This window comes from Comamonas odontotermitis (assembly GCF_020080045.1).
Lineage (GTDB): Bacteria > Pseudomonadota > Gammaproteobacteria > Burkholderiales > Burkholderiaceae_C > Comamonas > Comamonas odontotermitis.
This window is the reverse complement of the sequence record NZ_CP083451.1, coordinates 786,339-811,930: the sequence shown is the minus strand read 5'-3', so window position 1 is coordinate 811,930 and position 25,592 is coordinate 786,339. Positions and strand designations below refer to the sequence as shown.

The following is a 25,592-nucleotide window of genomic DNA, read 5'->3' as shown; positions in this document are numbered from 1 at the left end:
AAAACAAACAAATGGAGATTTTTTATGAGCATCACTTGATGTATATCAAGTTTCATCCTCTTTTTTCGGTACGGATCGTGCGGATCAGCAGAACCACCGGCACCAGCCCCACCAGGACCAGTGCGAGCGACGGCAGGGCCGCCTCGCCCAGCCGCTCATCGCGTGCCAGCTGGTAGGCCACCACTGCCAGGGTGTCGCTGTTGAAGGGCCGCAGCACCATGGTGGCGGGCAGCTCCTTCATCACATCGACAAACACCAGAAGCGCAGCCGTGAAGGCCGAGCGGCGCAGCAGCGGCCAGTGCACCCTTGTGAGCAGGCTCAGGCTGCTGGTTCCCAGCATGCGCGCCGATTCGTCCAGACTGTTGGGGATGCGGGTGTAACCGCTTTGCAGCGACTGCAGTGCTATCGCCGTGAATCGCACCAGGTAGGCCCAGACGATGCCCGCGGCGGTGGCCGTGATCCAGGCTGGAAAGCCCCACTGCGGCGCCCATTGCTGCACCCATCCAACGGGCAGCAGCAAACCCACCACGATGACGGCGCCCGGCACAGCGTAGCCCAGGCTGATGAGTGCAACCAGTCCGCGCGTGAACCAATCGCGGCTGCGCCGCGCCGAAAATGCCGCCAGCAACGCAATCGCCACGGCCAGCACGGCGGTGATGGCACCAAAGCGAATGCTGTTGCCCGCCCATTGCAGGAAGCGGCCAAATGGGATGACTGACCAGTCGGCCGCCAGTGGCCGCAGCATGAACAACACCGGCGCCACAAAACCCAGGAGTACCGGCAGCCCGCACACCAGCCATGCAAGCGCACTGCGCATGCCCGTCAGCTTCTGGGGCTGCGCCTCTGCTGACGATGCCCGCCCCACACCGCTTGTCACAAAGCGCATGCGGCGCTGGGCGCGCAACTCCAGCTGCAGCACCACCAGCACGAGCACCAGCAGCATGGTGGCCAGTTGCGCGGCAGCTGTGCGGTTTTCCATCGACAGCCAGGCCTTGTAGATGCCCGTGGTAAAGGTTTGGATACCGAAATAGCTGACCACGCCAAAATCGGCCAGTGTTTCCATCACCACCAGAGCAACCCCCGCCACCACTGCAGGCCGCGCCATCGGCAAGGCCACGGTGCGGATGCGCCTGCCCATGGGGGCGCCCAGCAGGCGCGCCGCCTCCATCAGGTGCGCGGCGCGCTCGGACAATGCAGTGCGCGCTAGCAGATACACATAGGGGTAGAGCGCCACCACGAACACCAGCACCGCACCGCCCAGCGAACGAATTTCAGGCAGAAGGCGCCCTTCCAGCCCAAAACTGCTGCGCAGGCCACTTTGCAACGGGCCACTGAACTGCAAAAAGTCGGTATAGGCGTAGGCGGTAACGTACGCCGGCATGGCCAGCGGCAGCAGCAGCAGCCATTCAAAGGTCTTGCGGCCCCGAAAATCAAACAGGGTGACGACTGCCGCGCACACCGTACCCACCAGTGCCGCGCCCACCGCCACCATCAAGCCCAAGGCCACGGTGGTCTGCAGATAGCCCGGCAATACCGTGGCAAACATCTCGCGCACGATGGCAAAGGCATCGGCGTCATTGCCGATTCCGGGCAGCCACGCACTGAAAACGGTGACGACCGGCAACACCAGCGCAAATGCGATGACGAGCAGCAGACACTGGCGGCGGATGCGGGCGAGGTTTTGCAAATGCGAATCAACCTGAATAAAAGCTGGCGATTCTACCCGCCGGCAATCGCCCATGGTGGCCGCCCCCTACAATGCAAACCATGTTTCTAGAGGTCTCTCAACTCGATGTGCGTTATGCCGGCCGCGCGCAGGCCGCTGTCAGTCAGGTGTCGCTACAGCTGCAGGCTGGCGACATTGGTGTGTTGATCGGGCCCTCGGGCTGCGGCAAGACCACCTTGTTGCGAGCGGTGGCAGGGCTGGAGCCCATTAGCCATGGCGAGATTCGGCTGAATGGCGCGATCGTCAGCTCCAGTGCGGGTAGCCTGCCGCCTGAAAAGCGCCGCATCGGCATGGTGTTCCAGGATTACGCCCTCTTTCCGCACCTGAGCGTGGGCAAGAACGTGGCGTTTGGCATTCACCACCTGCCCAAGGCAGAGCAACTGCAGCGCGTGCATGAGGTGCTGAGCCTGGTGGGCCTCGAAGGCAGTGCCATGCGTTACCCGCATGAACTCTCGGGCGGCCAGCAGCAGCGCGTGGCGCTGGCGCGCGCCCTGGCTCCGCGCCCACAGCTGATGCTGCTCGACGAGCCGTTCTCCAACCTGGACGTCGATCTGCGTGAACGCCTGGCGTATGAGCTGCGCGACATTCTGAAGGCTGCAGGCGCCACCGCACTGTTCGTGACGCACGACCAGCTGGAAGCCTTTGCCATTGGAGACCAGATTGGCGTCATGGAGCATGGCCGCCTGCACCAATGGGCTGGCGCCTCCACCTTGTACCGGCAACCCACGAGCCGCTTTGTAGCCGACTTCATCGGCCATGGCGCGTTTGTACCTGCCACGCCGGTGCAAGGGCCGCAAGGCTGGCTCCTGCAAACGCCGCTGGGGCCCATCACCACTGGCCAGACAGCGCAACCCGAAGCACCTTGTGATGTGCTGCTGCGCGCCAGCGAGGTGGTGCTGGATGCCAGCTCACCCTACCAGGGCACATTGCTGCGCAAATCCTTTCGCGGCTCTCAGTACCTGTACACCCTGGCGCTGACGGACGATCTACAGGTGTATGCCCAGGTGTCCAGCCAGATCGACCACCCCATTGGCACACGCGTTGGCTTGCAGGCACGGCCCATCAACCTGGTGCGCTTTCCCAGCAACACTTAGAAAGCACCTGGAAGGTATCTGAAAGATATCTGGAAACTACCTGAAAAAATGCTTGCAAGGCATAGCTGGCGCGCGCCAGGCATTCAAAATAGAGAGCAATCAGCGCCGCACCTGTACCTGTCGAAGCCGGTCGACCTCGCCATGCAAGGCGTCTGACCAGTCGCGGCGATTGCGGCCTTGCGCATCCTGCGGCACGCCATAGCGCAGTTGCGCCACCAGCGGCGGCGCAGTCACGGTGCGCCAGATCGAGCCCAGCAGGCTTTCGTCGCCCACATAGCTCGGCGCACGGCTCATCTGACCGGTGCGCTTGTCATAGAAGCACAGGCCCAGGGGCTGAACGGCTGACTCGGCAGCAATGGCCGCCTGCAGCAGATTGGCGTGAAACGGCAGCAACTCGGAACCATCGCCCGTGGTGCCTTCGGGAAAGATCGCCACCATGTCGCCACTGCGAATGGCCTCTTCCATGCGGGTCACGGTGCGCATGGCGTCGCGGCGCGAAGTACGCTCAATGAACAGAGTACCTGCCGCACTTGCCAGGCTGCCAATGACAGGCCAGGCCTTGACATCCGACTTGGACACAAAACGGCAATGCTTGCTGGCATGGATGGCCGGAATATCAAGCCACGACAGATGGTTGGCCACCAGCAGCAGCGGCCCCTGGCTGGGCACCTGGCCCAGCACCTGCAGTTCCACCCCCGCATGCCGCAACATCTGGCCGGCCCAGCGCTCCACCTCCCGGTTGCGCTCTGCGTGGCTCAGCCTGTCAAAGCGACTCCAGATGGTGAAGACCCCGGAGACGATGTGCACACCCAGCCGCCCCAGGCGAACCACCCCAACCACCTTGCGACGCCAACCTGCCATGCCTGTCCGTCCCGTCAATCGTTAGAGGTATCTGATGCAGGCAGTGCTGCAGCCGTATCCAGGCTGCGCATGAACTGCTCCAGAATGATGCATGCCGAGGCAGCATCGGCATCGCGTGCACCATTGGCCAGGGCCTCGGTGGTGCTGTAGCGCTCATCCACTTCGAACACCTGCAGCCCGAAGCGGCCACGCAGCTGGCGGGCAAAACGCAGGGCGTTGACGGTGTTCTCGTGCGCCGCACCATCCGGGTGGTAAGGCACACCCACCACCAACGCGTCGGGCTGCCACTGGCGGATCAGGCTTTCCATGGGGGTAAAACGCGCCTTGCCTTCCGCCTGGATGGTGGGCAGCGGCCGCGCCGTGCCAAGCATGCGGGTACCGTAAGCAGCTCCCGTGCGCTTCATTCCGTAGTCAAAGGCGATAAAGCTCTGCATCTGCCGGGCTGCAGCCAGGCTGGCGGCGTCGCTCATGCGCGCCCCGCCGCAGCCGACAGCGCCCAGGGCTGAATGCCCAGCAGGCCCAGCGCCGTGTCATAGCGCTGGTCAATCGGTGTATCGAAGATGACCTGGGTGTCGGCATTCACCGTCAACCAGGCGTTCTCGGTGATCTCGGACTCCAGTTGGCCCTCACCCCATGACGAATAGCCCAGCGACACGAGCACGCGCCGGGGGCCGGCTCCCGTGGACAAGGCTTCCAGTACGTCCCTCGAGGTGGTCATCTCCAGCCCGCCGGGGATCGTCAGGGTGGAAGCGTAAGCCGATTCATCGCCCGCGCTGGCGTCCAGCACGATACGGTCATGCAGCACAAAACCGCGTTCGGTATGCACCGGCCCGCCCTGGAACACCGGCTCCTGGTGCAGATCATCACGGCGCAGCAGCAGATCCACCTTGTCGAATAATTTTCCCATGGTGATATCCGAGGGCTTGTTGATGATGATGCCCAGTGCCCCCTTGTCGCTGTGCTCGCAGACATAGACCACACTGCGGTTGAACATCTCATCCTGCATGCCAGGCATGGCAATCAGGAAATGGTGTGTCAGGTTCAGGGTCTCGGAAGTCTCGGTCTCGGCGCTCATGCCGCCATTGTACGGGCAGGCCGTCGGCCCTGAAGCGGCAAGCTCTCTGCCCCCGGTCCGATCTGCCCGAACGGTGCTACCACCACTGACGAAGCCCCGCCCAACCGCGCCCAGGAGCGGATGGCCCAAAAAAAGGGCCGCATTGCTGCGGCCCCTGTGGATGGCGTCAGCCTCGGAAGGCACCGTCAGCCACCGTGGTGGGCTGAGCCTTCTGCAGCATCGGCGGCCTTGATTTCACTGTCGAGCACATACTGGCGTACCAATGACAGCAGCACTTCGTCGGCGTAGGGCTTGCCCAGGTAGTGGTCAACGCCCAGGCTGGCCGCGTGCTCGCGGTGCTTGTCGGCAATGCGTGATGTGATCATCACCACGGGCAGGTCCTTGAGCGCGTCATCGGCGCGAATCTCGCGCACCAACTCGAAGCCATCCATGCGCGGCATTTCGATGTCGGACAGCACCATGACAGGCCGCTCTTCCCGCAGCCGATCCAGGGCCTGCAGGCCATCGGCGGCCAGAGCCACCCGGTAGCCTTCGCGCTGCAGCAGGCGCTGCGTCACGCGGCGCACGGTGATCGAGTCGTCCACCACCAGCACCAGAGGCGTCTGCACCACCTGCTCTGCCAGCGCCCGCACTGGCGCCTTGGCCACTTCAGGATGGACTGCAGCCTTGGCGATGCGCTCTGCCACCTGGTCGCCATACACGGTGTACAGCGCCACGGGGTTGTAGATCAGCACGATCGCGCCCGATGCCAGTACCGACATGCCCGCGAGACCCGGCAGACGCGCCAGTTGCGGCCCGAGGTTCTTCACCACCACTTCCTGGTTGCCCAGCACTTCGTCCACATGCACCGCCACGCGCTTGGCGGCCGAGCGCAGGATGACCACCGCACTGGTCTTTTCCGGCACTTCGGTGCTGCGCAGATCGCCTTGCAGCAGTGCGCCGGCATAGTAGTACGGCAGTGCGTCGGCGTTGTCCTGGTAGACGCCGCTGGAATGGCCCTGGTCTATCGTGTCCTGCGATACCCGGCGGACATACTCCACCAGGTTGGCCGGCACGCCAAACTTGATGCTGCCAGCACGCATCATCACCACCTGCGTCACCGCCGTGGTCAAGGGCATCACCATCTGGAAGGTGGTGCCACGGCCCTGGTCCGATGTGGTGACGATATGGCCACCCAGCGACTGGATCTCGGTGCGCACCACATCCATGCCGATGCCGCGGCCCGAAATGTCGGACACCGATGCCGCCGTGGAGAAGCCGGGCGCGAAGATCAGTTGCGCCGCCTTTTGCACATCGACCGCTTCTTCCACGGTGACCAGGCCCTGCTGCACAGCCTTCTGGCGGATCTTTTCAAGTTGCAGACCTGCGCCATCGTCCTTGAAGGAGACCGCAATGTCGTTGCCTTCCTGCTTCACATCAACCGTGATGGTACCGATGGCCGGCTTGCCCTGGCGCTTGCGCAGCTCGGGCGACTCAATGCCGTGGGCCACGCTGTTGCGCAGCAAGTGTTCGAAGGCAGGCGTCACACGATCGAGCACGCCGCGGTCGATTTCAATCGCACCACCGGCAATGTCCAGCTTGACCTGCTTGCCCAGCTCCTTGGAAATCTGCCGCACGATGGCATACAGCCGCTCGGAAATCGAGTCGAACTCCACCATGCGCGTGCGCAGCAGATCGCGCTGCAGCTCGCGGGCCTGACGCCCCTGGGCGATCAGATCGTCTTCTGCCCCTTCGGCAGTGCGCTGCAGGTTGCGCTGCACGGTACCCACGTCATTGACCGATTCGGCCATCATGCGGGTGAGTTCCTGCACGCGGGTGAAGCGGTCAAACTCCAGTGGATCGAAGCCCGAGTCCGTATCCTTGGCCTGCGCCATGCGCGACTGCATCTGCGACTCGGCCTGCACTTCCACGTCACGCAGCAGACTGCGCAAACGCTCCAGGTTGGCCGACATGTCCTTGATCGACGAACGGATGTTGGACAGACGCATGTCCAGGCGGGAGCGGGCAATCAGCACCTCACCGGCCTCGTTCACCAGCCGGTCCAGCAGCTGGGAGCGCACGCGTACCGACTGCCCGGCCGCCACACGCACAGGGGCCATCCGCAATACCAGCGGCTTGTGGTGCACGCCCTGGCCCGCGTCTGCAGACGGCTCGCTCGCCAGAGCTTCGGACTCTTCGTCTTGCGGTGCAGGCGCGCTGGCGACGACTTCCGCCACCACGGCGCTCATGTCGGAGGCAGGCGCTGCATGCTGCGGCAAGGTACCTTCGGCCAGCACCTGGTTGCCGCGCTGCTGCAGACCGACAAATTCGTGCTGCAGGCCATCGTAGCGAGCCAGCAAGGCTTCAATGTCCTGCGTGGTCAGATTCTCCGTACCGATGTCTTCGACCTCGGATTCCATGCGGTGCGACATTTCGCCCAGACGCATGGCTCCGGCAAGGCGCGCGCTGCCCTTGAGCGTGTGCAGGTGGCGCAGCACCTCTCCGCGCGGAGGCAGATAGTTCGGATCTGCGGACCACTCGCGCAGCGCCGTGCCCAGCCTTGGCAGCAACTCCTGGGCTTCTTCTTCAAATATCAGGAACAGGTCGGGATCGATGACGTCATGAACGTCCATCGAGTCGTCCATGACCAGGCCCATCGCAGGCCGCACCTCGCCGATCAGCGGCGCTGGTGCATGGGCGGCGGGCTCCACCTCTGACAGTTCGGCCAGATCGCTGGCCGGGCTGTCCTGCATTTCATAGGGTGGATGCAGCGCGGAATCGATCTCCTGGTTGGCGATGCCATGCAGATCCTTGAGCACGATGTCGTTGGCAGGTTTGACAAAACCAGCGGCCACCTGGTGCAGCAGCTTGCGGATCTCGGAGCCTGCCGCCTGGAAGGTATTGAGCCAGGCGACTTCGGGCTGCGATGCATTTTGCACATGCGCCAATGCATGCTCCAGCGCACGCCCCAGCTCCGACAGCGAATGGAAACCCACGGTGGACGAACTGCCAGCCAGCGAATGGGCGTAGGCGATGGCATCGTCGGGGAAATGCCGGCTGGGATTCTGCGCCCAGGTGTACAGCACCTTCTCCAGGCTGTGGGACCACTCCTCTGCTTCTGCGAGGTATACATTGAAGAGCGCCGTGCTGACACCCAGCACGTTCACTGTTTCTTCGCTGGATTCAACGACTGCGTTGCTCTGCGGTTCTGCAGCAACGACCGCTTCTTCGATGGCCGTGGCAGGCTCTGCCGCCGGGGTCGTGAGCGCGGCAAAACTGCCCAGCTCCAGCGATGGCAGATCCAGGGGCAGCTTTTCCGGGGCAGCGACCACAGGCGGCGCATCGACAAACTCGATGCTCTCGTCCATGGACACAAAGCCGACGCCAGAGTCCTGCAAATCCTGCGGCTCTTGCGGGGCTTCAGCCACCGGCGGTGCCTGCTCTGCTGCCATGGCCTGCGCAAACTCAGCGAAATCGACCTCTTCGGCACTTTCAGGGGCCGATGCAGACACCACATCATGATGGGGGACTGCAAGGTCTGGTGCATCGACTGCAGGCTCCAGATTCAAGTCAAGGCCTTCCAGCGGCCACTCCAGAGGCGAAGCGGGCTCCTGGGGCTTCGCCGTGGCGGCGTCCAGCGCTTCCCGATCGAAAGCTGACTGTGCATCCTGCGCAGCTTCGCTCGCGCCCTCTGCCGCTACCTCTGCGTCGAGTTCCTGGTTGGCTTCGAAAGCGCTGTCCAGCGACAGTTCAGGCAACTCCAGCGGCAGCACCATGGTCTGCTCCGGATCGGCAGCAGCCATGTCGGAGCGAAGCTCTTGCGGCTGCGAATCCTCGGCCTCGGCCACAGTTGCATCACCGGCTTGCGCTGGCGTGACTAACGGAATATGGGTACCGTCCAGACGCATGGCATCGGCAGAGATGCGGAAGATGTCGGGGTTCCAGGTAGAGTTTCGCTCGGCGCCAATGTCTTCCGCCCAACGGCCAAATCCATGCAGGGCCTCGGTGCTCAGTGCGAGCAACGCGCCATTCACGGGCCTGTGTTCCGCCAGCCAGGTGTTGAGCACCTGCTCCATGGACCAGGCGGCTTCGCCAAACTGCATCAGCCCCACCATGCGGGAGCTGCCCTTGAGCGTGTGGAAGGCCCGGCGCAATGTGGTCAGCGCTTCCGTATCGGTGGAATCGCGGCGCAGCGCCTGCAAGGCCTGCCCGCCTGTCTGCACCACGGTCTGCGCCTCTTCCAGGAAGATGCCAAGCAGCTCGTCATCCAGCTCCTCCTGCTGCACAGGAGCAGCAGGTATGGCCTGTACTGCTGGTGCAAACATCTGCAGATCCGGGGCCAGAACGGCGGGTGCAGCGGGGGGTGCAGGGGTCAGGTCAAACAGCGGCGCTGGAATGGTCGGCGCAAAATGCACCGAATCGTCGTCTCTCGCCGCGGAGACTGCAGGCACCGATGGTTGTGCGACGTGGCCGGCCTTTTGGGAACCCATGACGATGCGCAATTCACCGCTTGCCGCATCAAACAGGAACAGCTTGCGGGCCAAGGTGCGCTGGTAACCCAGCATGTCGAGCAGGAAGCCTAGCGCGCCCAGGCTGTTGCCCAGCTTTTCAAAAACAGCTGGCTTGTCTTCGTCGGCAATCTGGCCCACAGCCAGCTGCTCGACCACAGAGCGGAAATGCTGGGTGGCAGCGGCGGCCTGATCGAGGCCCAGCACCGACAAAACCCCACGCATCTGCGACATGGAGCCCGTGACCGAGCCCAGCATCGACACATCCTCCGGATTGCGGAAATACTGGTCAAGGTGCTTTTCGACTTCGGCCAGGGTCGAGCGCAGCTCATCCACCACACTGCCCATCGTCTGGTGGTCGCTGACCTTGCGGTACAGCTCTTCCACCCAGGGCTCCAGCGGCTCGGGCGCCGCACCGGAGAGCACGTGGTCCAGGCGCTGTGCCAGCCGGCTCGCCCGCTCGCGCATCAGCACCGGCTTGACGTCCAGCGATTCCAGATTGGCCTGCAGGTACAGGATGGAGGTTGCCACCTCCATGGACAGCGGCGCCGAAGGCACCGTGCTCGTCGCCTGCAAGCGCTCGGCAACGCGGCCCAGCGCCGCGCCCAGTTCATCAGCGCCGACATGCAGCTTGTGCAGGGATTCACGGATCAGGTGGAACTGATCCGCCACGGGCTTGATCTTGTAACGGTCGCCATCTGCCAGCGAAGACCACAGCTCGGCGGCCGACTCGATGCGCTTGCGCGCCTGCGCCAGCACCGCCGGGTCAAACAGCCCAAAACGTTCCTGCGTGTAGTTGACACCCTGCAGGTCGCCGCCTTGCAGGCCTGCGCGCACCGCCTGCAGGATTCTGGCCTGGGACTCATCAGCGCCTTGCGCTACTGCGCAGAAGAAATTGAGTTCATGCAGCAAGGCCTGATCTACATCAGAACTGCCTTTGGCCTGCAGGGCAAACTGCATGATGACGCGCGATGCCGAGCGTTTGACATACAGGTCAGGCACCAGCAGCTTGTGTGCCAAGCCATCAAAAAAGCCCGATGCAACCTTCCAGAACAGACGCAGTGGTGCTTTCGACTGCCCTTGCGCAATGCCCAGGCACACCGCCGTCAAATCGCGGGCAGCGTTGGTGTCCGCTGATTTGATGATGTGGAGCATGCCTGCATCCAGGCGCTCACGGGCACCGCGATCCAGGGCCAGTGGCGCAACGGCCTCGGTCTGCGGCTCCTGCTGGCTCGCATCTCCATGCCAAAGGTCAGCAGGGTGCACACGGTCCTGCCCCACCAGTTCCTGCATTTCCTTGTACTGAGGAAACAGTGCCACAAACGGCACGGCTCGGCCCTTGAGCACATGGCCCAGGTATTCCAGCAGCGCAAACGAAGAGCGCTCCATCAGCGCAACCGCCTTTTCGGTGCACAGGTGCGGCTTTTGCGCGAAACGCTGGGCAGCTGTCTCCATCAGACCGACCAGCTGCGCCGGCTGCTCCACACCCACCATCTGCAGAGCGCCCTGCACCTGGTGCAGGTTCTGCCGAGCAATACGGATGCCCGTGGAATCAATGGCCTCCAGATCGGAGGCCTTGGCGACCTCTACATCACGAACATAGCGATTGAGCGCCTTGACCATGGATTCCAGCGAGCGGCGAACCTCATCACTGATCCACGCCAATGGCCCAAGATCCCTCTCTTCTGTTTGCACTGCGTTTTCCGCTTTATTTTCGATAGCCATAGACATGCAACAGTCCCCGATTGCGGGTCAAAAATGAACAACAGGCGCGGTCAAGCAATCTTGAATCGCGCCACGGACTGACGCAGCTCCTCAGCCATCTGCGACAGTTCGCGCACCTGCTGCGCCGTAGTGCGGGTGCCATCACTGGTCTGCTCCGTCACTGCAAAAATGTGCTGGATATTCTCGGCCACTTCATTGGCCTGCACGGCTTCATCCGATGCCGAGCGGGAAATCTGCAAGATCAGCTCTGCCAGGCGGCGCGACACACGGTCAATCTCGGCCAGTGCCGTACCCGCGCTGTCAGACAGACGTGCACCCTCCACCACACCCTGGGTGGAGCGCTCCATAGCGGCCACGGCGTCCTGCGTGTCGGTCTGAATCGCCTTCACCAGCACCGAGATCTGGCGCGTTGCGTCGGCAGAGCGCTCCGCCAGACGCTGCACTTCTTCGGCCACCACCGAGAAGCCCCGGCCCGCTTCACCGGCCGACGCAGCCTGAATGGCGGCATTGAGCGCCAGAACGTTGGTCTGCTCGGTAATGTCCGAAATCAGGTCCGTGATTTCGCCAATTTCCTGCGAAGACTCACCCAGGCGCTTGATGCGCTTGGAAGTGTCCTGAATCTGGTCACGGATGGAGTTCATGCCGCCGATGGAGTTTTCCACCGCCTTCAAACCCGATTCAGCAGCCAACAGCGATTGACGCGCCACCGCAGCCGATTCCTGCGCCTGCGACGACACCTGGTTAATACGCGTTGCCATGTCCAGAATGGACTTGCCGGTTTCACGAATCTCGCGCAGTTGCTCGGTCGAGGCGGCCAGCAGCTCGGTCGACGTGGAATCCACGGTCGAGGTGGTGTGCGCCACCCGGGTCGCCGTGTTCTGCACGCTGCCCACCAGCATGCGCAACTCTTCCACGGTGTAGTTCACGGAGTCGGCGATGGCGCCCGTGATGTCTTCCGTCACGGTAGCTTCCTGCGTCAGGTCACCTTCAGCCACCGATTGCAATTCGTTCATCAGACGCAGAATGGCCGCCTGGTTGGCATCGTTCAGTCGCTTGGCTTCCTGCTCCTGGCGGGTCGCATCCTGCTGCAGGATTTCTGCAGCGCGGCGGCGGTTGGCAGAATCAATCAGCTGCAGACGCACGAGGCCCCAGCCTCCCAGGCCCACCAGCAGAGCAGCCAGCACAATGCCGACCAGGTACAACCAGACCCGGTTGGAGCCGCTGTTCAGATCCGCCTGCAGGGTATTGAGGCGCTGGCGCATCGGCTCACTGGCCGACTGGATCGACACTTCGGCCTCGCGGGCTTCCGAAATGCCCTTGAGGTTGCCCAGAACGGCCGAGCCGTCTTTCAGGGTTGTCTCGTACTGAGCGCTGAGTGCCTGCAGCTTTTCGCGCACTGCACCATCACGGGCAGCACCCAGGCGCAGTTCGCTGCTGCCATTGAGCAAGCCGCCCACCAGTTCCTTGAAGGTGTTCAGATCCTTGCCCAGCAGGAAAACGGCTTCCGCACTGGCGCCGGCGCCAGACTGGAAATCGCTGGAGGACTTGGCAATACGCTGGGTCAGCATGGTCAACTGGCTGGCTGCAGCGATTTCTGCAGTGGGCGCGCCCTGTTGCAGCTTCAGGCTGACGACGGCTTCGCTCAACTCCAGCAGGTTCTGCGTGTTTCTGTGGATGGCCTGCAAGGCCTTGCTCATCGAGATGAGCGCATCCTTTTGCTTGATGATCACATCGCTCTTGGCAGCCGTGCGGTTGGCATCCTCCACCAGAGGATCGAGCGTTTCGGCATACGAGTCCGACAAGGCCTTGATGCCCAGTTCGTCATCGCCGGACTTCAGGCCCAGCACGTTCTGTTTGAGAACGGTCGAGCTCTCGGCCACATCGGCAAAGGATTGCTCATGGCCATTGAGCGCCTGGCCCACGGCCTTGGCCAGACGTTGGGACTGGGTCAGCGCCTGGCCGGTGGCAGACAACTGCCCCGTCACCGTGCGCGACTGAAGAATCGCCCACACTGCCAGCGCAAAGAACACCACCAGGCCGCCGATCACGATCGCCAGCAGGGTTTTCTGGTGCTTGGACGCCGGAGCGGTTCCCAATACGGGCAGGGTGATCGGATCATCACCGCTCACGTTGCCCTCGACCAATTGCTCCATGTATGCATTGCTGGTGGCCAATGTCGACTCAGAGGGAGCCGCAACAGCATCACCGGTGGAGCCTTCGGACAGCATGACCTGGTCGCCATCCGGGAAAATGCTGACACCGGGTTCTGGCGCTGCCGCATCTTCTTTGCGTTTGAATAGTTTGCTAAACATACAGAGTGGTTATGGTCAGAGGGTGGCAGGCGTTCTGCGCTATGCCGTGATATCGAGAAAATCGGGGGCATTGGCCAACAGCTGCAGATTCAACTCCTGCCATTGTTCGCCGGTGGTCGTCGTATAGAGGGCGCCAAAGAACTCAGGCGCATCGGGAGCCGCATCGCTGGAATGCTGGAAATCGGCAATGCCCCGCAGACCTCCCAGGTCCTCCACGAACAGCGCCGCATTGACCCCCATCATGGGATTGAGTGCCACGACCGAGGCCTCTGCAAATACCTGTTCGCTGCGCGCAACGGGCAGGCCCAGCATGCGCGCGAGGTCGACCACGGTCAATAAAATGCCCCGGATGCTGGTGACTCCCAGCATCCAGGGCTTGGTGTAGGGAACCGGCTCGACGCCGCTCCAGCCTACCACTTCGCCAGACTGGCTCAGGGGTAGCAGAAAATTCCTGTTGCTGATCTTGACGGCCAGCCACGACGCTCCCACAGCGGTCTGTGTACGCGCCTGGCTCAGGCGATCTGCCAGGCGGGCCTGCAAATCCCGTAGGTCTTCGCGTTGTGTCATGCCTTAACCCAATGCCTCGATCTTGGCCTTGAGCTCGGCCGGGTCCACCGGTTTGGTCACGTAGCCGCGTGCGCCCTGGCGCATGCCCCAGACGCGGTCGGTTTCCTGGTTCTTGCTGGTGCACATGATGATCGGAATGTCCGCGTAGTCCGGGTTGCGCGTGATCGAGCGCGTGAGCTGGAAGCCATTTTGCCCGGGCATGACCACATCCATCAGGATCAGGTCAGGGCGCTCTTCTGCCAGGCGCTGCATCGCCTCATCCGAGTTCTGGGCCGTGCGCACCACCATGCCGTGGCGCATCAACAGGTCGCTCAGGAACATCAACTCGGTTTTGGAGTCGTCGACGATTAAAACTTTTTGAATAGGCACAGCCCCTCCTTACCGCACAGCGACGAAGCGCCCGACGGTTTCCAGCAATTGGTCTTTGGTAAATGGTTTGGTGAGATAGTCTTCGCAACCCACCATGCGGCCCCGGGCCTTGTCGAACACGCCGTCCTTGGACGACAGCATGACCACAGGCGTGGAGGCAAAGGATTCATTGCGCTTGACGATGGCGCAGGTCTGGTAGCCATCCAGCTTGGGCATCAGGATGTCGCAAAACACCATGTCCGGCTTGAAATCGTTGATCTTGGAGAGTGCATCAAAGCCGTCTTCCGCCAGCAGCACTTCATAGCCACCCTGCTTGAGGAATATCTCGGCACTGCGGCGAATGGTGTTGCTGTCGTCAACCACCAGGACCTTGAAATTTTCTGCGGATGCTGTCACCGGCCACTCTCCTCACCTAAAGTGTGAAATGCAAATGCACACGGCAGCGAAGGCTGACAACACCCCTCCCACCCGGCTCGCATAAATGTGAATCGCATGTATGCGATTTTTCTTTCGACGGAACGGCGCCCGTTTTGGCGCATTTTGCACCACAACGCGTACACTGGACCCGTCGCCCCTGCTCTTAATCTTGAAAAGCTTACATAGCCTTTAAATAGAATGCAACGATTGTAGCTTTTCAACACGGTTGGTTGTGGTTCTTGCGGCACTGTGCCATACCCTATTGACCTATGACATCTCCTTTGACATCTGTGCCCGAATCCAGCGCCAGTGACAGCACCCTCGCCGCCTCCATCGACACCGTCAGCATCCTGTGCGTCAACGCCAACGACCCGATTGGCGCTGGCGGCATCAACGGCGACAGCCTCGCCGTAGCCTCCATGGGAGGGCACCCCTGCACCGTGGCGACGGGCACCCTGGTGCGCGACACCCTCGATACCCTCGATTTCTACGCGCTGCCTGATGATGCAGTGCAACATCAGGCCCAGACGGTTCTGCAGGACATCCCCATCCGCGCCATCAAGATCGGTTTTCTAGGATCGATAGGAAATGTGCGGGTTTGCGCAGAAGTGACCAATGACTATCCGGATATTCCGGTGGTTGCCTATGTCTCCAGCATGGCCTGGTGGGATGGCGCGCTGATCGAGGATTACCTGGATGCCTATGAAGAGCTGCTGCTGCCCCAGGTGACCGTGCTGGTGGGCGCCTATGGCTTGCTGTGGCGCTGGCTGCTGCCGGAGCGCACCTCCGAGCACCCGCCCACGCCGCGTGACATTGCCCGGGCCGCCGCCGAACACGGGGTGCCCTTTGTGCTGGTTACCGGCATTCCCCGCAAGGACCAGCATGTGGAAAACGTGCTGGCTTCCTCCGACACCATCTACGGCAGCGGCGAATTCGAGCTGTTCGAAACCGAGTACCTGGGCGCTGGCGACACCCTGAGCGCCGCGCTGACCGCCCTCCTGGCCACCGAAGTCCCATTGAGCGACGCCACGGCAGAAGCGATGACCTACCTCGACAAATGCCTGGAAGGGGGCTTGCGCCCCGGCATGGGCAAGACGATTCCGGATCGCCTGTTCTGGGTACATGCCGATGATGACGAAGACGCGGACCCGGACGACGCTGCCAGCGCGACCTGATTGTCTGATTGTTACCACCTGATGTCATCTGTTGGCATCGGGTGGCGTCTGTTGCCGTCACCCCGCCGGGGGTAAAACAATGCATCCCGCTGCGGTACCCCCGGTTTGACAGCCCCTCTCCGCTGGTTGGCCGACAATCAGCGGCGAACTCTCCTCTGACCCGCTATGACCATCGATAAAAACGCCCAATTGTTTGAACGCGCACGCCAGGTGATTCCCGGCGGCGTCAACTCGCCCGTGCGCGCCTTCAATGCCGTGGGCGGTACCCCGCCCTTCATTGCACGCGCCCAAGGCGCCTACCTGTGGGATGCCAACGGCAAACAGTATGTGGACTACATCGGCTCCTGGGGGCCGATGATCCTGGGCCATGGCCAGGCCGATGTAGTGCAGGCCGTGCAGGCCGCCCTGCTGGATGGTTTCTCCTTCGGCGCCCCGACCGAGCGCGAAGTGGCGCTGTCCGAGGCCATTCTCAAGCTCATTCCGTCGATGGACATGGTGCGCCTGGTCAGCTCCGGCACCGAAGCCGGCATGAGTGCCATCCGCCTGGCGCGGGGTTACACCGGCCGCAACAAGCTCATCAAGTTCAACGGCTGCTACCACGGCCACGCCGATGCGCTGCTCGTCAAGGCGGGCTCGGGCCTGGCCACCTTTGGCGCCTCGTCGTCGGCCGGTGTGCCGGCCGAGGTGGTGCAGGACACCGTCGTACTGGAATACAACGACATCGCCCAGCTCGAAGAGGCCTTTGCCAAGTATGAGGGCCAGATTGCCTGCGTGATGATGGAGCCGATTGCGGGCAACATGAATTTCGTGCGCGCCACGCCCGAATTCACCCTGCGCATCCGCCAGTTGTGCGACGCACACGGCGCGCTGATGATCTACGACGAGGTGATGACGGGCTTCCGCGTGGCATTAGGCGGCGCGCAAAGCATCTACGCGCAGCAGATCCCCGGCTTCCGGCCTGATATCACGGTCATGGGCAAGGTGATCGGCGGCGGCATGCCGATGGCCGCCTTCGGCGCGCGCCGCGAAATCATGGAAAAACTCTCGCCCCTGGGCCCGGTCTACCAGGCAGGCACCCTCTCAGGCAACCCAATTGCCACGGCCTGCGGCCTCAAGACGCTGGAGCTGATCAGCCAGCCGGGCTTTCATGACCGCCTGCACGCCCAGACCGGCAAGCTGATGGCCGGTATCAAGGCCGAAGCCGATGCCGCCGGCGTTCCTTTCTGCGTGGACCACCAGGGCGGCCTGTTCGGCTTCTTCCTGCTGCCCGAGCTGCCCAGCAACTACGACGCGGTGATGAAGAGCGACAAGCCGCTGTTCAACAAATTCTTCCACGGCATGCTAGAGCGCGGCCACTACTTTGCGCCCGCGCTGTACGAAGCCGGCTTTGTCAGCAGCGCGCACACCGATGCGGACATCGCATCGACGGTGGAAGCCGCCCGCGAAGTGTTCAAGACACTATAAAAATCTGGCCTTGGCGCTTTTCTGGCAAGCGCCAATAGCTCTTAAAACAAAAGCCCCGGCATGCCGGGGCTTTGTTCATGGGGAAAACGCCGCTCAGTCGTCGTTGCCGGTGAGGGACATGATCAGGCGCAGCACGTACCAGAACAGCAGCGCCACCGATGCGAACAGGTGCAATGCAGCGCCTGCAGGACGGTCTGCGGGGTAGTGGTGGATGATCTGCGAGGTGTCATACAGCACGCAGGCGCCAGCGAACAGGACCATGGCGCCGGAGAACCACACGCCCAGCTTGAAGCCGAACAGCACGCCCGCGATGATGACGCCAATCGCCACCAGGCCGCCAATCTTCAGAAAACCGCCCAGGAAGGAGAAATCGGTCTTGCTGGTGAAAGCGGTGAAGGTCAGGCCCGCCACCAAGGCCAGGGTGGCGATGGCTGCTGCCTGAATGGCGCCGGGAGCGATGATGCTTGCCATGGCCAGCATCGGCGCAAAAATCAGCGACTCTGCGACCACATAGCCACCCAGCGCCAGCATCTGCACGCTGTTGCTCTCGGAATTGTCAGCCGCATTGGTGGCAAGCCAGCCCACCACCATGAATGCACCCATCACACCCAGCCAGGCCCACTTGCTGGCGCCCAGCATCTTGAGCATGGCAAACGATGCGCCGCTCGCATACAGGCCAAACGACAGTACGGCAAACAGCAGCACGGCAACAGCCAGATAGCTGTAGGCAGCCTTGATAAATTGGCCGCGGGTCTGCGCCTCGGGCACTCCACCGCCGTGGCCGGCGTATTCGGGAAAGTTCATGCGTCCTCCTTCGGTTTCTCTGCGTTGCAGGGGGCACCGATCGTTGCCCCCTTGTGCGCCGCAGTATCGCAGATTTGCTTTACAAAAGTACAGGCTTTTCAGCCATGCCGTACGGGCATTGCTGCCTGCATGGACCGGCACGCAGAAAAAAAGCCCGCATCTTGCGGGCCTGTGGGCGGGATCGGGGGTCTCAAGGCTTGCCAGCCTCCGGCTTGGCTGATGGCTTGAGCGCCATCAACCAGCCGGCCATCAACTCGGCCTGCTCCTGCGTGATCTGCGGGTGGCGGGGCATCACCACACGGCCCCACTCCCCCACGCTGCCCTCGCGGATCTTGCCCGCCAGGTACTGAACCCCGTCGGGCCGGTCGCCGTAGCGTTTGGCAATGGTCATGAAACCAGGGCCCACCACATCCAGATCCATGGTGTGGCAACGCATGCAGTCACTGCTTTTCGTCACCAGATCGCGCCCCCGCTGCAGAGCAGGGCTGGCCGCAATGGTTTGCTCGACCGCCACCACCTCCGCCTTGGGCCGCAGGATCAGGCGCCCGATGTTGAACATCCCCAGCCCCACCACCAGCGCAAAACCCACAATCACCACGCCCCACCAGCGCGAGCGGCGGGGCTGTTCGTCTCTCTCTTCTCGTGTATCGCTCATGGCTTCCTCAATTGATACGCCGAACCGCCACGAGGCAGCCCTCCATCAGGAAGACCGCCCAGCGGCGCACGATCAATCAATGCCGGAAGTGGCGCACGCCGGTGAACACCATGGCCACGCCGCGCTCATTGGCGGCGTCGATCACTTCCTGGTCGCGCATGGAGCCGCCGGGCTGGGCCACACAGGTTGCGCCCGCATCCACCACCACATCCAGGCCGTCGCGGAACGGGAAGAAGGCATCGCTCGCCACCACGGTGTTCTGCAGCGACAGCTTGGCGGCATCGGCCTTGATAGAGGCGATGCGTGCCGAATCCAGGCGCGACATCTGGCCCGCGCCCACGCCCATGGTCATGCCGTTCTTGCAGAACACGATGGCGTTGGACTTGACGTACTTGGCCACCTTCCAGGCGAACAGCAGGTCGTTCAGCTCTTCAGGGGTGGGCTGTTTGACGGTCACCACCTTCAGCTCGGCCAGCTGCAGTTCATGGTTGTCTGCGGTCTGCAGCAGCAGGCCCGAGCCCACGCGCTTGGATTCGACGGCGTTGCGGCCCTGGTCCCAGGCGCGCTCGCCGCCGGCGGGCAAGGCGATCTTCATCAGCCGCACATTGACCTTGGCCTTGAAGATTTCCAGCGCCTCGGCGCTGAAGTCAGGCGCCATCAGCACTTCAACGAACTGCTTGGAGACGGCTTCGGCCGCAGCCTTGTCCACAGTGCGGTTGAAGGCGATGATGCCGCCAAACGCACTGGTGGGGTCGGTCTGGAAGGCCTTGGCATAGGCTTCGTGCGCATCCTTGCCGATGGCCACGCCGCAGGGGTTGGCGTGCTTGACGATCACGCAGGCGGGCACGTCAAAGCTCTTGACGCATTCCCAGGCCGCATCGGCGTCGGCGATGTTGTTGTAAGAGAGCTCCTTGCCCTGCAACTGCACGCCGGTCACCAGCGAGCCGGGGGCGGGATACAGGTCGCGGTACAGCGCCGCCTGCTGGTGGCTGTTTTCGCCGTAGCGCAGATCCTGCACCTTGATGAAGTGGCCATTGCTCTGGCCAGCGAACAGTGCGCGCTCGGGCACATATGCTTCGCTCAGCTTCTCTTCTTCAAACTTGACGCTCGACAAGTAATCGCTGATCGCACCATCGTACTGGGCGATGCGGTTGAAGGCAGCCACGGACAGCGCAAAGCGCAGCTTGTCGGACAGCTTACCCGTGCCCTTCAACTCAGCCAGCACGGCGTCGTACTGGTCGGCAGCCGTGACCACGCCCACATCCTTCCAGTTCTTGGCGGCAGAGCGCACCATGGCCGGGCCACCAATGTCGATGTTCTCGATGGCGTCGGCCAGCGTGCAGCCTGCCTTGGCCACAGTGGCCTCGAACGGATAGAGGTTCACCACCAGCAGATCGATGGTCTCGATGCCATGTTCCTTCAGGGCTGCCATGTGCTCGGGCAACTCGCGGCGCGCCAGCAGACCGCCATGCACCTTGGGGTGCAGGGTCTTGACGCGGCCATCCAGCATCTCGGGGAACTGGGTCACCTCAGCCACCTCGGTCACCGGCAGGCCCACACCCGCCAGCAGCTTGGCCGTGCCGCCGGTGGACAGCAGTTGCACGCCCAGGCCGTGCAGCGCCTGCGCAAACTCCACAATGCCGGTCTTGTCAGAAACGGAAATCAGTGCTTTCATGGCAATCACTCTATAGATAAAAACAGGCTCTAGCGCTTGCACTGATTGCGCAAGCCGCTATAAATTTGATAGATTTCAAAGCATCTTGTGCTCAACCAGCTTCTTGCGCAGGGTGTTGCGGTTCAGGCCCAGCCATTCGGCCGCGCGCGACTGGTTGTTGTCTGCGTGGTTCATCACCACTTCCAGCATGGGGCGCTCCACCATGCGCACCACCATCTCGTACACGCGGTCCGGCACTTCGCCTTCCAGATCATGAAAATACGTCTGCAGGCTTTCGCGCACGGACTGCTCAATCGTCGTCTTGCTCATACACAATCACTCGTTGTTGCTGGGGCATCGGCTCCCTCGCCGGCCACTGGCGCTGCCGCACTGACAGGCAGGCGATCCATCTGCTGCCCCAGGGCATCCAGATAATCGGCCACCGCCTGCCATTGCGCAGCGCTGTTCTCTATTAGATTCATCTCGCGCCGAAACGCGTCCCCTCCGGGCAGATCGCGCACATACCATGCGATGTGCTTGCGCGCAGAGCGCACACCTGTGCTCTCGCCGTACAGCGCATAGTGGTGCTGCAGGTGCGCCAGCAGGTGCCTGCGCAGCTCGGCCACCAAGGGCGGTGCCAGGTGCTCGCCCGTCTGCAGAAAGTGCACGATTTCCCGAAAAATCCAGGGCCGCCCCTGGGCAGCCCGCCCCACCATCACGGCATCCGCACCGGTGTAGGCGAGCACATCGCGCGCCTTTTCGGGGCTGGTGATGTCGCCATTGGCCACCACGGGCACGCCCACGGCCGCCTTGACGGCGCGGATCGTGTCGTACTCGGCAAAACCTTTGTAGCCCTGCTCGCGCGTGCGGCCATGCACAGTCAGCATCTGGATGCCGACCTGCTCGAACTGCTGCGCCAGCGTGATGGCGTTCCTGTGCTCATCGCTCCAGCCGGTGCGCATCTTGAGGGTGACAGGCACCTTGAACGGCGCTGCCGCCTCCACCACCGCGGCGGCGATCTCCACCGCCAGCGGCTCGTTCTGCATCAGCGCCGAGCCCGCCCATTTGTTGCACACCTTCTTGGCCGGGCAACCCATGTTGATGTCGATGATCTGCGCGCCGCGCTCGATGTTGTAGACCGCCGCCTCGGCCATCATGAGCGCATCGGTGCCAGCGATCTGCACCGAGATCGGCCCCGGCTCGCCCGCGTGGTTGGCGCGGCGGCTGGTCTTCAAGCTGTCCCACAGGTCCTTGCGGCTCGTCACCATCTCGCTGACCGCATAGCCTGCCCCCAGCGCCTTGCACAGCTGGCGGAAGGGCCGGTCCGTCACACCCGCCATGGGTGCCACAAACACGTTGTTGGCCAATTGATAGGAACCGATGCGCACGGACATGGGGAAAAGACAAAAGCGCGCTCCAAAAACAGGGGCGCCGTAGCTTGAATGGTTTGGGGAAGAGAGCGATTGTACCTGCTCAAAAAATCAGCAAGCACCAAATCAACCCGGTTGACACCGTATTCGTCCTGTTATTTTTTCGTTGCAGGACCTCGGTAGCATGAAAAGCCCTCACGCCAGAGCTGCGGGCTACACTGGCGCGCATGGAAGTGTGGATGCATCAACTGCTGCAATGGCTGGCCCTGCCCCAGTTCGGACTCAGCACCGTCTTTATCGTGGCGCTGGTATCGGCAACGCTGCTGCCGCTGGGGTCCGAGCCTGCCGTGGCGGGCCTGCTGCAGCTCAACCCCGATCTGTTCTGGCAGGCCATTCTGGTGGCGACGGCGGGCAACACCCTGGGTGGCGCCATCAGCTGGTGGACCGGCATGCTGGCACACAAGGCATGGCGCAAGGCGCGCAGCCTGCGCCATGCGAACAACCCCGTGCAAGTGGGTGACGACGGCGCGTCCGCCCAAGCCCCGCATCAGCGCAGCCGCCACCAGCGCATGGCGCGCGTCTGGCTGCGCAAGTTTGGCGCCAAGGCCTGCCTGCTGAGCTGGCTGCCGGTGGTGGGCGATCCGATCTGCGCCGTTGCAGGCTGGCTGCGCCTGCCGTTCTGGCCCTGCGTCTTCTATATGGCCATCGGCAAATTCCTGCGCTACCTCGTCATGACCGCCACCATCCTGCACTTCTGGCCCGCAGGCTCGCTCACTGGCTGATCAGGGCAGAAACTTCGGCGAAAGCAGGCGCAGGCCGATGGAGACCCAGTGGCCGCCCTCGCCGCCAAAGCGGTTGCCGTAGGTGGCGTCCACCTGCACCCGGTCGGGCACCAGCCAGTGGCGCAGGCCCACCTGGTAATACGGCTTGCCCACGCCCTGGCGGTAGGTCTCTGCCACCAGCCAGTTGCTGCCCGACAGCTGCGTCTCGGAGCCCAGGCCCCAGGTGAGGCGGTTGTTGTGCGTGCCCTGCTCCCGCAGCCAGCCCACATTGGTGTGCAGCACCAGCTTGTCGTCGGCAAACGAAAAGCTGACAGGCACATAGGCATAGGTATCGTGGCCGCCACCCGAACCCGGGCGCGGATCGCGCGACACACCAGCGGCCAAGCCATAGCCCCAGCCATTGGTTTCCAGCGGTTTGAACAGGGTCTTGCCCTGGATCAATTGCGCACTGCGCCGCGTGCCACCATCCTCGCGCGTCCACGCGCCGCCCAGCGTCACCTCCAGGTTACCTGTGAAGTTGCAGGCGGGCTGCGCCCACAGCTCGGTACGGCCATCGGTGCGCTTGGCCCAGCTCTCCAGCTGGCACGACTTGTCATCCACCACCCGCGCATCGTCCGTGTTCATCGGGCGGGCCGCATGGGCCATCAACGGGGCGGCGCACACAGCAGCCACCAGGCCATGCATCCAGGGGATCCAACGCATACAAACTCCTTCGCGCATCTGCAGCCAGCGTGCCCGGCCCGTCCGCCCACCAGTCACGCACCGCGCCGCACGCGTGATTCCTTGATTGATTTGGCGCGGATTATAGGGAGCGCGTACAGGTTTCTGCAGCGTCTGCAGACGCATGGCACCAAACAGCAACAGCGCCAGCCCCTCCACTCAGATGCCACCCACATGCCATACGGATGACACATTCCTGGCGTAGGGCGGGGAATGGCGATGCCGAACCGTCCCGCCACAAAGGCCTTCCGCGTCAACGCCCGCCTAATCCACCCGCAAGCCCAACTGCCGTGCCACAGCACCATAGCGGTCGATATCGGCCGCGATGACCTGGCCAAACTGCGCCGCGCTTTGCTGCACCGGCGTATAGCCCTGCTCCCGCAGCGATTGCCGCATGGCGGGCTCCGCCAGAATCTGCGCGAGCACGGCGTGCATGCGCTGCACCAGGGCATCGCCAGTAGCGGCGGGCGCGAGCAGGCCGTGCCACTGCTCCACGGCAAACCCGGCCACGCCTTGCTCGGCCACCGTGGGCACCAGCGGCCACTGCGCAAGGCGCTGAGGCGCGGTGATGGCAATGGCCCGCACGCGGCCCGCTTCGATCAGCGGCGCGGCGCTGCTGGCCGTCACCACGCCCAGGGGCACCTGGCCTGCCGCAATCGCCGTGATGGCTGGCCCGCAGCCCTTGTAGGGCACATGCTGCAAATGCACTTGCGCGGCCTGCGCCAGCATTTCGCCAGCCATGTGCTGCGGCGTGCCGTTGCCGCACGATGCAAACGGCAGATCCTGCACTTGCGCAGCGGCCCGCGCATCGGCCAGGCTGTGCAGCGCGCTTGCCTGCGGCACCACCAGCACCGAGGCAATCGTGCCCACGTTGAATACCGCCTTGAAATCTTGTCGCGGGTCAAAATCGAGCTGCTGGTAGACCGCCGGGTTGATGGCAAACGAGCTGTTCACCATCAACAATGTGGCGCCGTCGCCCGCCGCTTCGGCCACATGGCGTGCGCCAATGTTGCCGCTGGCACCGGGCCGGTTTTCCACCACCACGCTCTGGCCAATGCGCTGCTGCAGGGCGGCGCCCAGCTTGCGTGCCAGCAGATCGGTGCCCCCACCGGGCGGAAAGGTCACGACGATGGTGATCGGCCGGTCAAAACGGGCCGCCGCCATGGTGCTGCCGCCCAGCCACAGGCCTGCGGCCATGCAGGCCGCCGTGGCGGCTGCGGCCCACCACCAGGAAATGCGTTTGGGAAATCGGGGCATGGTGCGCCTCCTTGCAAGGTTGGTGTGCTGCGCTGCGGCAGGTTCAGGCGTCGAGGCCGATATCCAGCACCTTGGCGCTGTGCGTCAGCCAGCCCACGGCGATCTGGTCCACCCCGGTTGCGGCCACATGCGGCGCGGTCTCGGGCGTGATGCGGCCCGAGGCCTCGGTCACCGCCTTGCCTTTGCACATGGCCACAGCCGTGCGCAGCGTCTCCAGGTCCATGTTGTCCAACAGCACCACGTCAACGCTCAGTTGCAGGGCGGATTCCAGCTGCGCGAGCGTGTCCACTTCCAGCTCGATCTTCACCATGTGGCCCACGCCCGCCCGCGCGCGGCCCACGGCGGTGGCCACATCGCCTGCCAGGGCAATGTGGTTGTCCTTGATGAGCACGGCGTCGTCCAGACCGAAGCGGTGGTTGCTGCCGCCACCCACGCGCACCGCGTATTTCTGCAGCGCGCGCAGGCCCGGCATGGTCTTGCGCGTGCAGGTGACCCGCGTGCCGTAGGGCCGAATGGCCTGGGCAATCGAATAGGTAGCGCTGGCCACGCCGCTCAGGTGGCACAGATAGTTCAGCGCCGTGCGCTCGGCCGTCAGAATGGCGCGGCTCTTGCCGCTGATGCGGGCGATCTCCTGGCCCGGCGCCAGCACCGTGCCGTCGCCGCATAGCGGCTCGAACACAAGGCCACTGTCGAGCAGATGAAAGGCCAGCCGCGCCAGATCCAGCCCCGCCAATACGCCCTCCTGCCGCGCCACGAGGCGCAGGCTGTCCTTGGCGTCGGCGGGCACAATGGTGTCGGTCGTCAGATCGCCAGCGCGGCCCAGGTCTTCGAGCAGGGCCATGCGCACCATCGGCTCCAGCATCACATCAGGCAAGGGAGGTACGGGCAGTGCTGCTGTCTTATTAATGCTCATTTTGAGTATTTAAAGGGTAAAAAAGGGACGGAACGAGCCTTGTTCGTTGCGCATTCATTTATGCTAAATATGAGCATAAATATTGTCAAGGCTTGTCCCTTGGGGCGCATCCGAACCCATACCCTGCGGAAGACCGTTTTGGCAACTGCAGGCGCGCATCTACAG

Annotated in this window: 21 protein-coding genes; 4 read left to right on the top strand and 17 right to left on the bottom strand. The window is 63.1% G+C overall.

What is annotated here, in order from left to right; genetic code table 11:
- Positions 1-52 precede the first annotated feature (52 nt).
- The gene (locus LAD35_RS03660) at positions 53-1,687 is read right to left on the bottom strand and encodes an ABC transporter permease (protein ID WP_224151358.1); all 1,635 of its coding nucleotides are present in this window, start codon (positions 1,685-1,687) and stop codon (positions 53-55) included.
- 80 nt (positions 1,688-1,767) lie between these two features.
- On the opposite strand from LAD35_RS03660, the gene LAD35_RS03655 reads away from it, so the two are divergent.
- The gene (locus tag LAD35_RS03655; protein WP_224151357.1) at positions 1,768-2,820 is read left to right on the top strand and encodes an ABC transporter ATP-binding protein; all 1,053 of its coding nucleotides are present in this window, start codon (positions 1,768-1,770) and stop codon (positions 2,818-2,820) included.
- Between the two features lie 99 nt (positions 2,821-2,919).
- Here the strand turns inward: LAD35_RS03655 and LAD35_RS03650 are convergent, their stop codons facing one another.
- The 8 genes from LAD35_RS03650 to LAD35_RS03615 form a co-directional block, all read right to left on the bottom strand.
- Positions 2,920-3,681 carry a lysophospholipid acyltransferase family protein gene (locus LAD35_RS03650; RefSeq protein WP_224151356.1) on the bottom strand — a complete coding sequence of 254 codons (762 nt, stop codon included), beginning with the start codon at positions 3,679-3,681 and terminating at the stop codon, positions 2,920-2,922.
- A gap of 14 nt (positions 3,682-3,695) precedes the next feature.
- A complete protein-coding gene (gene ruvX / locus LAD35_RS03645; RefSeq protein WP_224151355.1) occupies positions 3,696-4,151 on the bottom strand; it encodes a Holliday junction resolvase RuvX in 456 nt (151 codons plus the stop codon).
- Positions 4,148-4,756, bottom strand: a complete 609-nt coding sequence (locus LAD35_RS03640; RefSeq protein ID WP_224151354.1) for a YqgE/AlgH family protein — start codon at positions 4,754-4,756, stop codon at positions 4,148-4,150. Before LAD35_RS03640 ends, ruvX begins: the two co-directional genes overlap by 4 nt.
- 185 nt (positions 4,757-4,941) lie before the next feature.
- Positions 4,942-10,974, bottom strand: a complete 6,033-nt coding sequence (locus tag LAD35_RS03635) for an Hpt domain-containing protein (RefSeq protein ID WP_449720087.1) — start codon at positions 10,972-10,974, stop codon at positions 4,942-4,944.
- 44 nt (positions 10,975-11,018) lie between these two features.
- A complete protein-coding gene (locus tag LAD35_RS03630; protein ID WP_224151352.1) occupies positions 11,019-13,280 on the bottom strand; it encodes a methyl-accepting chemotaxis protein in 2,262 nt (753 codons plus the stop codon).
- 39 nt (positions 13,281-13,319) lie between these two features.
- Entirely contained in the window at positions 13,320-13,847 is a 528-nt protein-coding gene (locus LAD35_RS03625) for a chemotaxis protein CheW (protein ID WP_224151351.1), read from the bottom strand.
- 3 nt (positions 13,848-13,850) lie between these two features.
- Positions 13,851-14,216, bottom strand: a complete 366-nt coding sequence (locus LAD35_RS03620) for a response regulator (protein ID WP_263434665.1) — start codon at positions 14,214-14,216, stop codon at positions 13,851-13,853.
- A gap of 9 nt (positions 14,217-14,225) precedes the next feature.
- Positions 14,226-14,612: a response regulator gene (locus tag LAD35_RS03615; RefSeq protein ID WP_184706139.1), complete on the bottom strand. Its 387-nt coding sequence runs from the start codon at positions 14,610-14,612 to the stop codon at positions 14,226-14,228.
- 290 nt (positions 14,613-14,902) lie between these two features.
- On the opposite strand from LAD35_RS03615, the gene thiD reads away from it, so the two are divergent.
- Positions 14,903-15,808, top strand: coding sequence for a bifunctional hydroxymethylpyrimidine kinase/phosphomethylpyrimidine kinase (thiD, locus tag LAD35_RS03610; RefSeq protein ID WP_224151350.1), 906 nt, complete (start codon positions 14,903-14,905; stop codon positions 15,806-15,808).
- A gap of 165 nt (positions 15,809-15,973) precedes the next feature.
- Positions 15,974-17,272 carry a glutamate-1-semialdehyde 2,1-aminomutase gene (hemL, locus tag LAD35_RS03605; RefSeq protein WP_224151349.1) on the top strand — a complete coding sequence of 433 codons (1,299 nt, stop codon included), beginning with the start codon at positions 15,974-15,976 and terminating at the stop codon, positions 17,270-17,272.
- Between the two features lie 93 nt (positions 17,273-17,365).
- Here hemL and LAD35_RS03600 read toward each other — a convergent pair whose 3' ends face one another.
- The 5 genes from LAD35_RS03600 to dusB form a co-directional block, all read right to left on the bottom strand.
- Complete coding sequence (locus tag LAD35_RS03600; protein ID WP_224151348.1) at positions 17,366-18,076, bottom strand: Bax inhibitor-1/YccA family protein; 711 nt, start codon at positions 18,074-18,076, stop codon at positions 17,366-17,368.
- Between the two features lie 190 nt (positions 18,077-18,266).
- A complete protein-coding gene (locus LAD35_RS03595) occupies positions 18,267-18,731 on the bottom strand; it encodes a c-type cytochrome (protein WP_224151347.1) in 465 nt (154 codons plus the stop codon).
- Between the two features lie 76 nt (positions 18,732-18,807).
- Entirely contained in the window at positions 18,808-20,406 is a 1,599-nt protein-coding gene (purH, locus tag LAD35_RS03590; protein ID WP_224151346.1) for a bifunctional phosphoribosylaminoimidazolecarboxamide formyltransferase/IMP cyclohydrolase, read from the bottom strand.
- Positions 20,407-20,481: 75 nt separating this feature from the next.
- A complete protein-coding gene (locus LAD35_RS03585; protein ID WP_224151345.1) occupies positions 20,482-20,715 on the bottom strand; it encodes a helix-turn-helix domain-containing protein in 234 nt (77 codons plus the stop codon).
- Positions 20,712-21,779, bottom strand: a complete 1,068-nt coding sequence (gene dusB, locus LAD35_RS03580) for a tRNA dihydrouridine synthase DusB (RefSeq protein ID WP_224151344.1) — start codon at positions 21,777-21,779, stop codon at positions 20,712-20,714. The genes LAD35_RS03585 and dusB overlap by 4 nt, the downstream gene beginning before the upstream one ends.
- Before the next feature lie 215 nt (positions 21,780-21,994).
- Here dusB and LAD35_RS03575 point away from each other — a divergent pair, with 215 nt between their 5' ends.
- Positions 21,995-22,537: a YqaA family protein gene (locus LAD35_RS03575; protein WP_224151343.1), complete on the top strand. Its 543-nt coding sequence runs from the start codon at positions 21,995-21,997 to the stop codon at positions 22,535-22,537.
- Here the strand turns inward: LAD35_RS03575 and LAD35_RS03570 are convergent, their stop codons facing one another.
- The 3 genes from LAD35_RS03570 to nadC form a co-directional block, all read right to left on the bottom strand.
- Positions 22,538-23,239, bottom strand: a complete 702-nt coding sequence (locus tag LAD35_RS03570; protein WP_224151342.1) for a hypothetical protein — start codon at positions 23,237-23,239, stop codon at positions 22,538-22,540. It lies immediately after the preceding gene.
- 282 nt (positions 23,240-23,521) lie between these two features.
- Positions 23,522-24,514 (bottom strand): tripartite tricarboxylate transporter substrate binding protein, encoded by a 993-nt coding sequence (locus tag LAD35_RS03565; protein WP_377779377.1) that lies wholly within the window; start codon positions 24,512-24,514, stop codon positions 23,522-23,524.
- Between the two features lie 43 nt (positions 24,515-24,557).
- The gene (nadC, locus tag LAD35_RS03560; protein WP_224151341.1) at positions 24,558-25,427 is read right to left on the bottom strand and encodes a carboxylating nicotinate-nucleotide diphosphorylase; all 870 of its coding nucleotides are present in this window, start codon (positions 25,425-25,427) and stop codon (positions 24,558-24,560) included.
- Positions 25,428-25,592 lie beyond the last annotated feature (165 nt).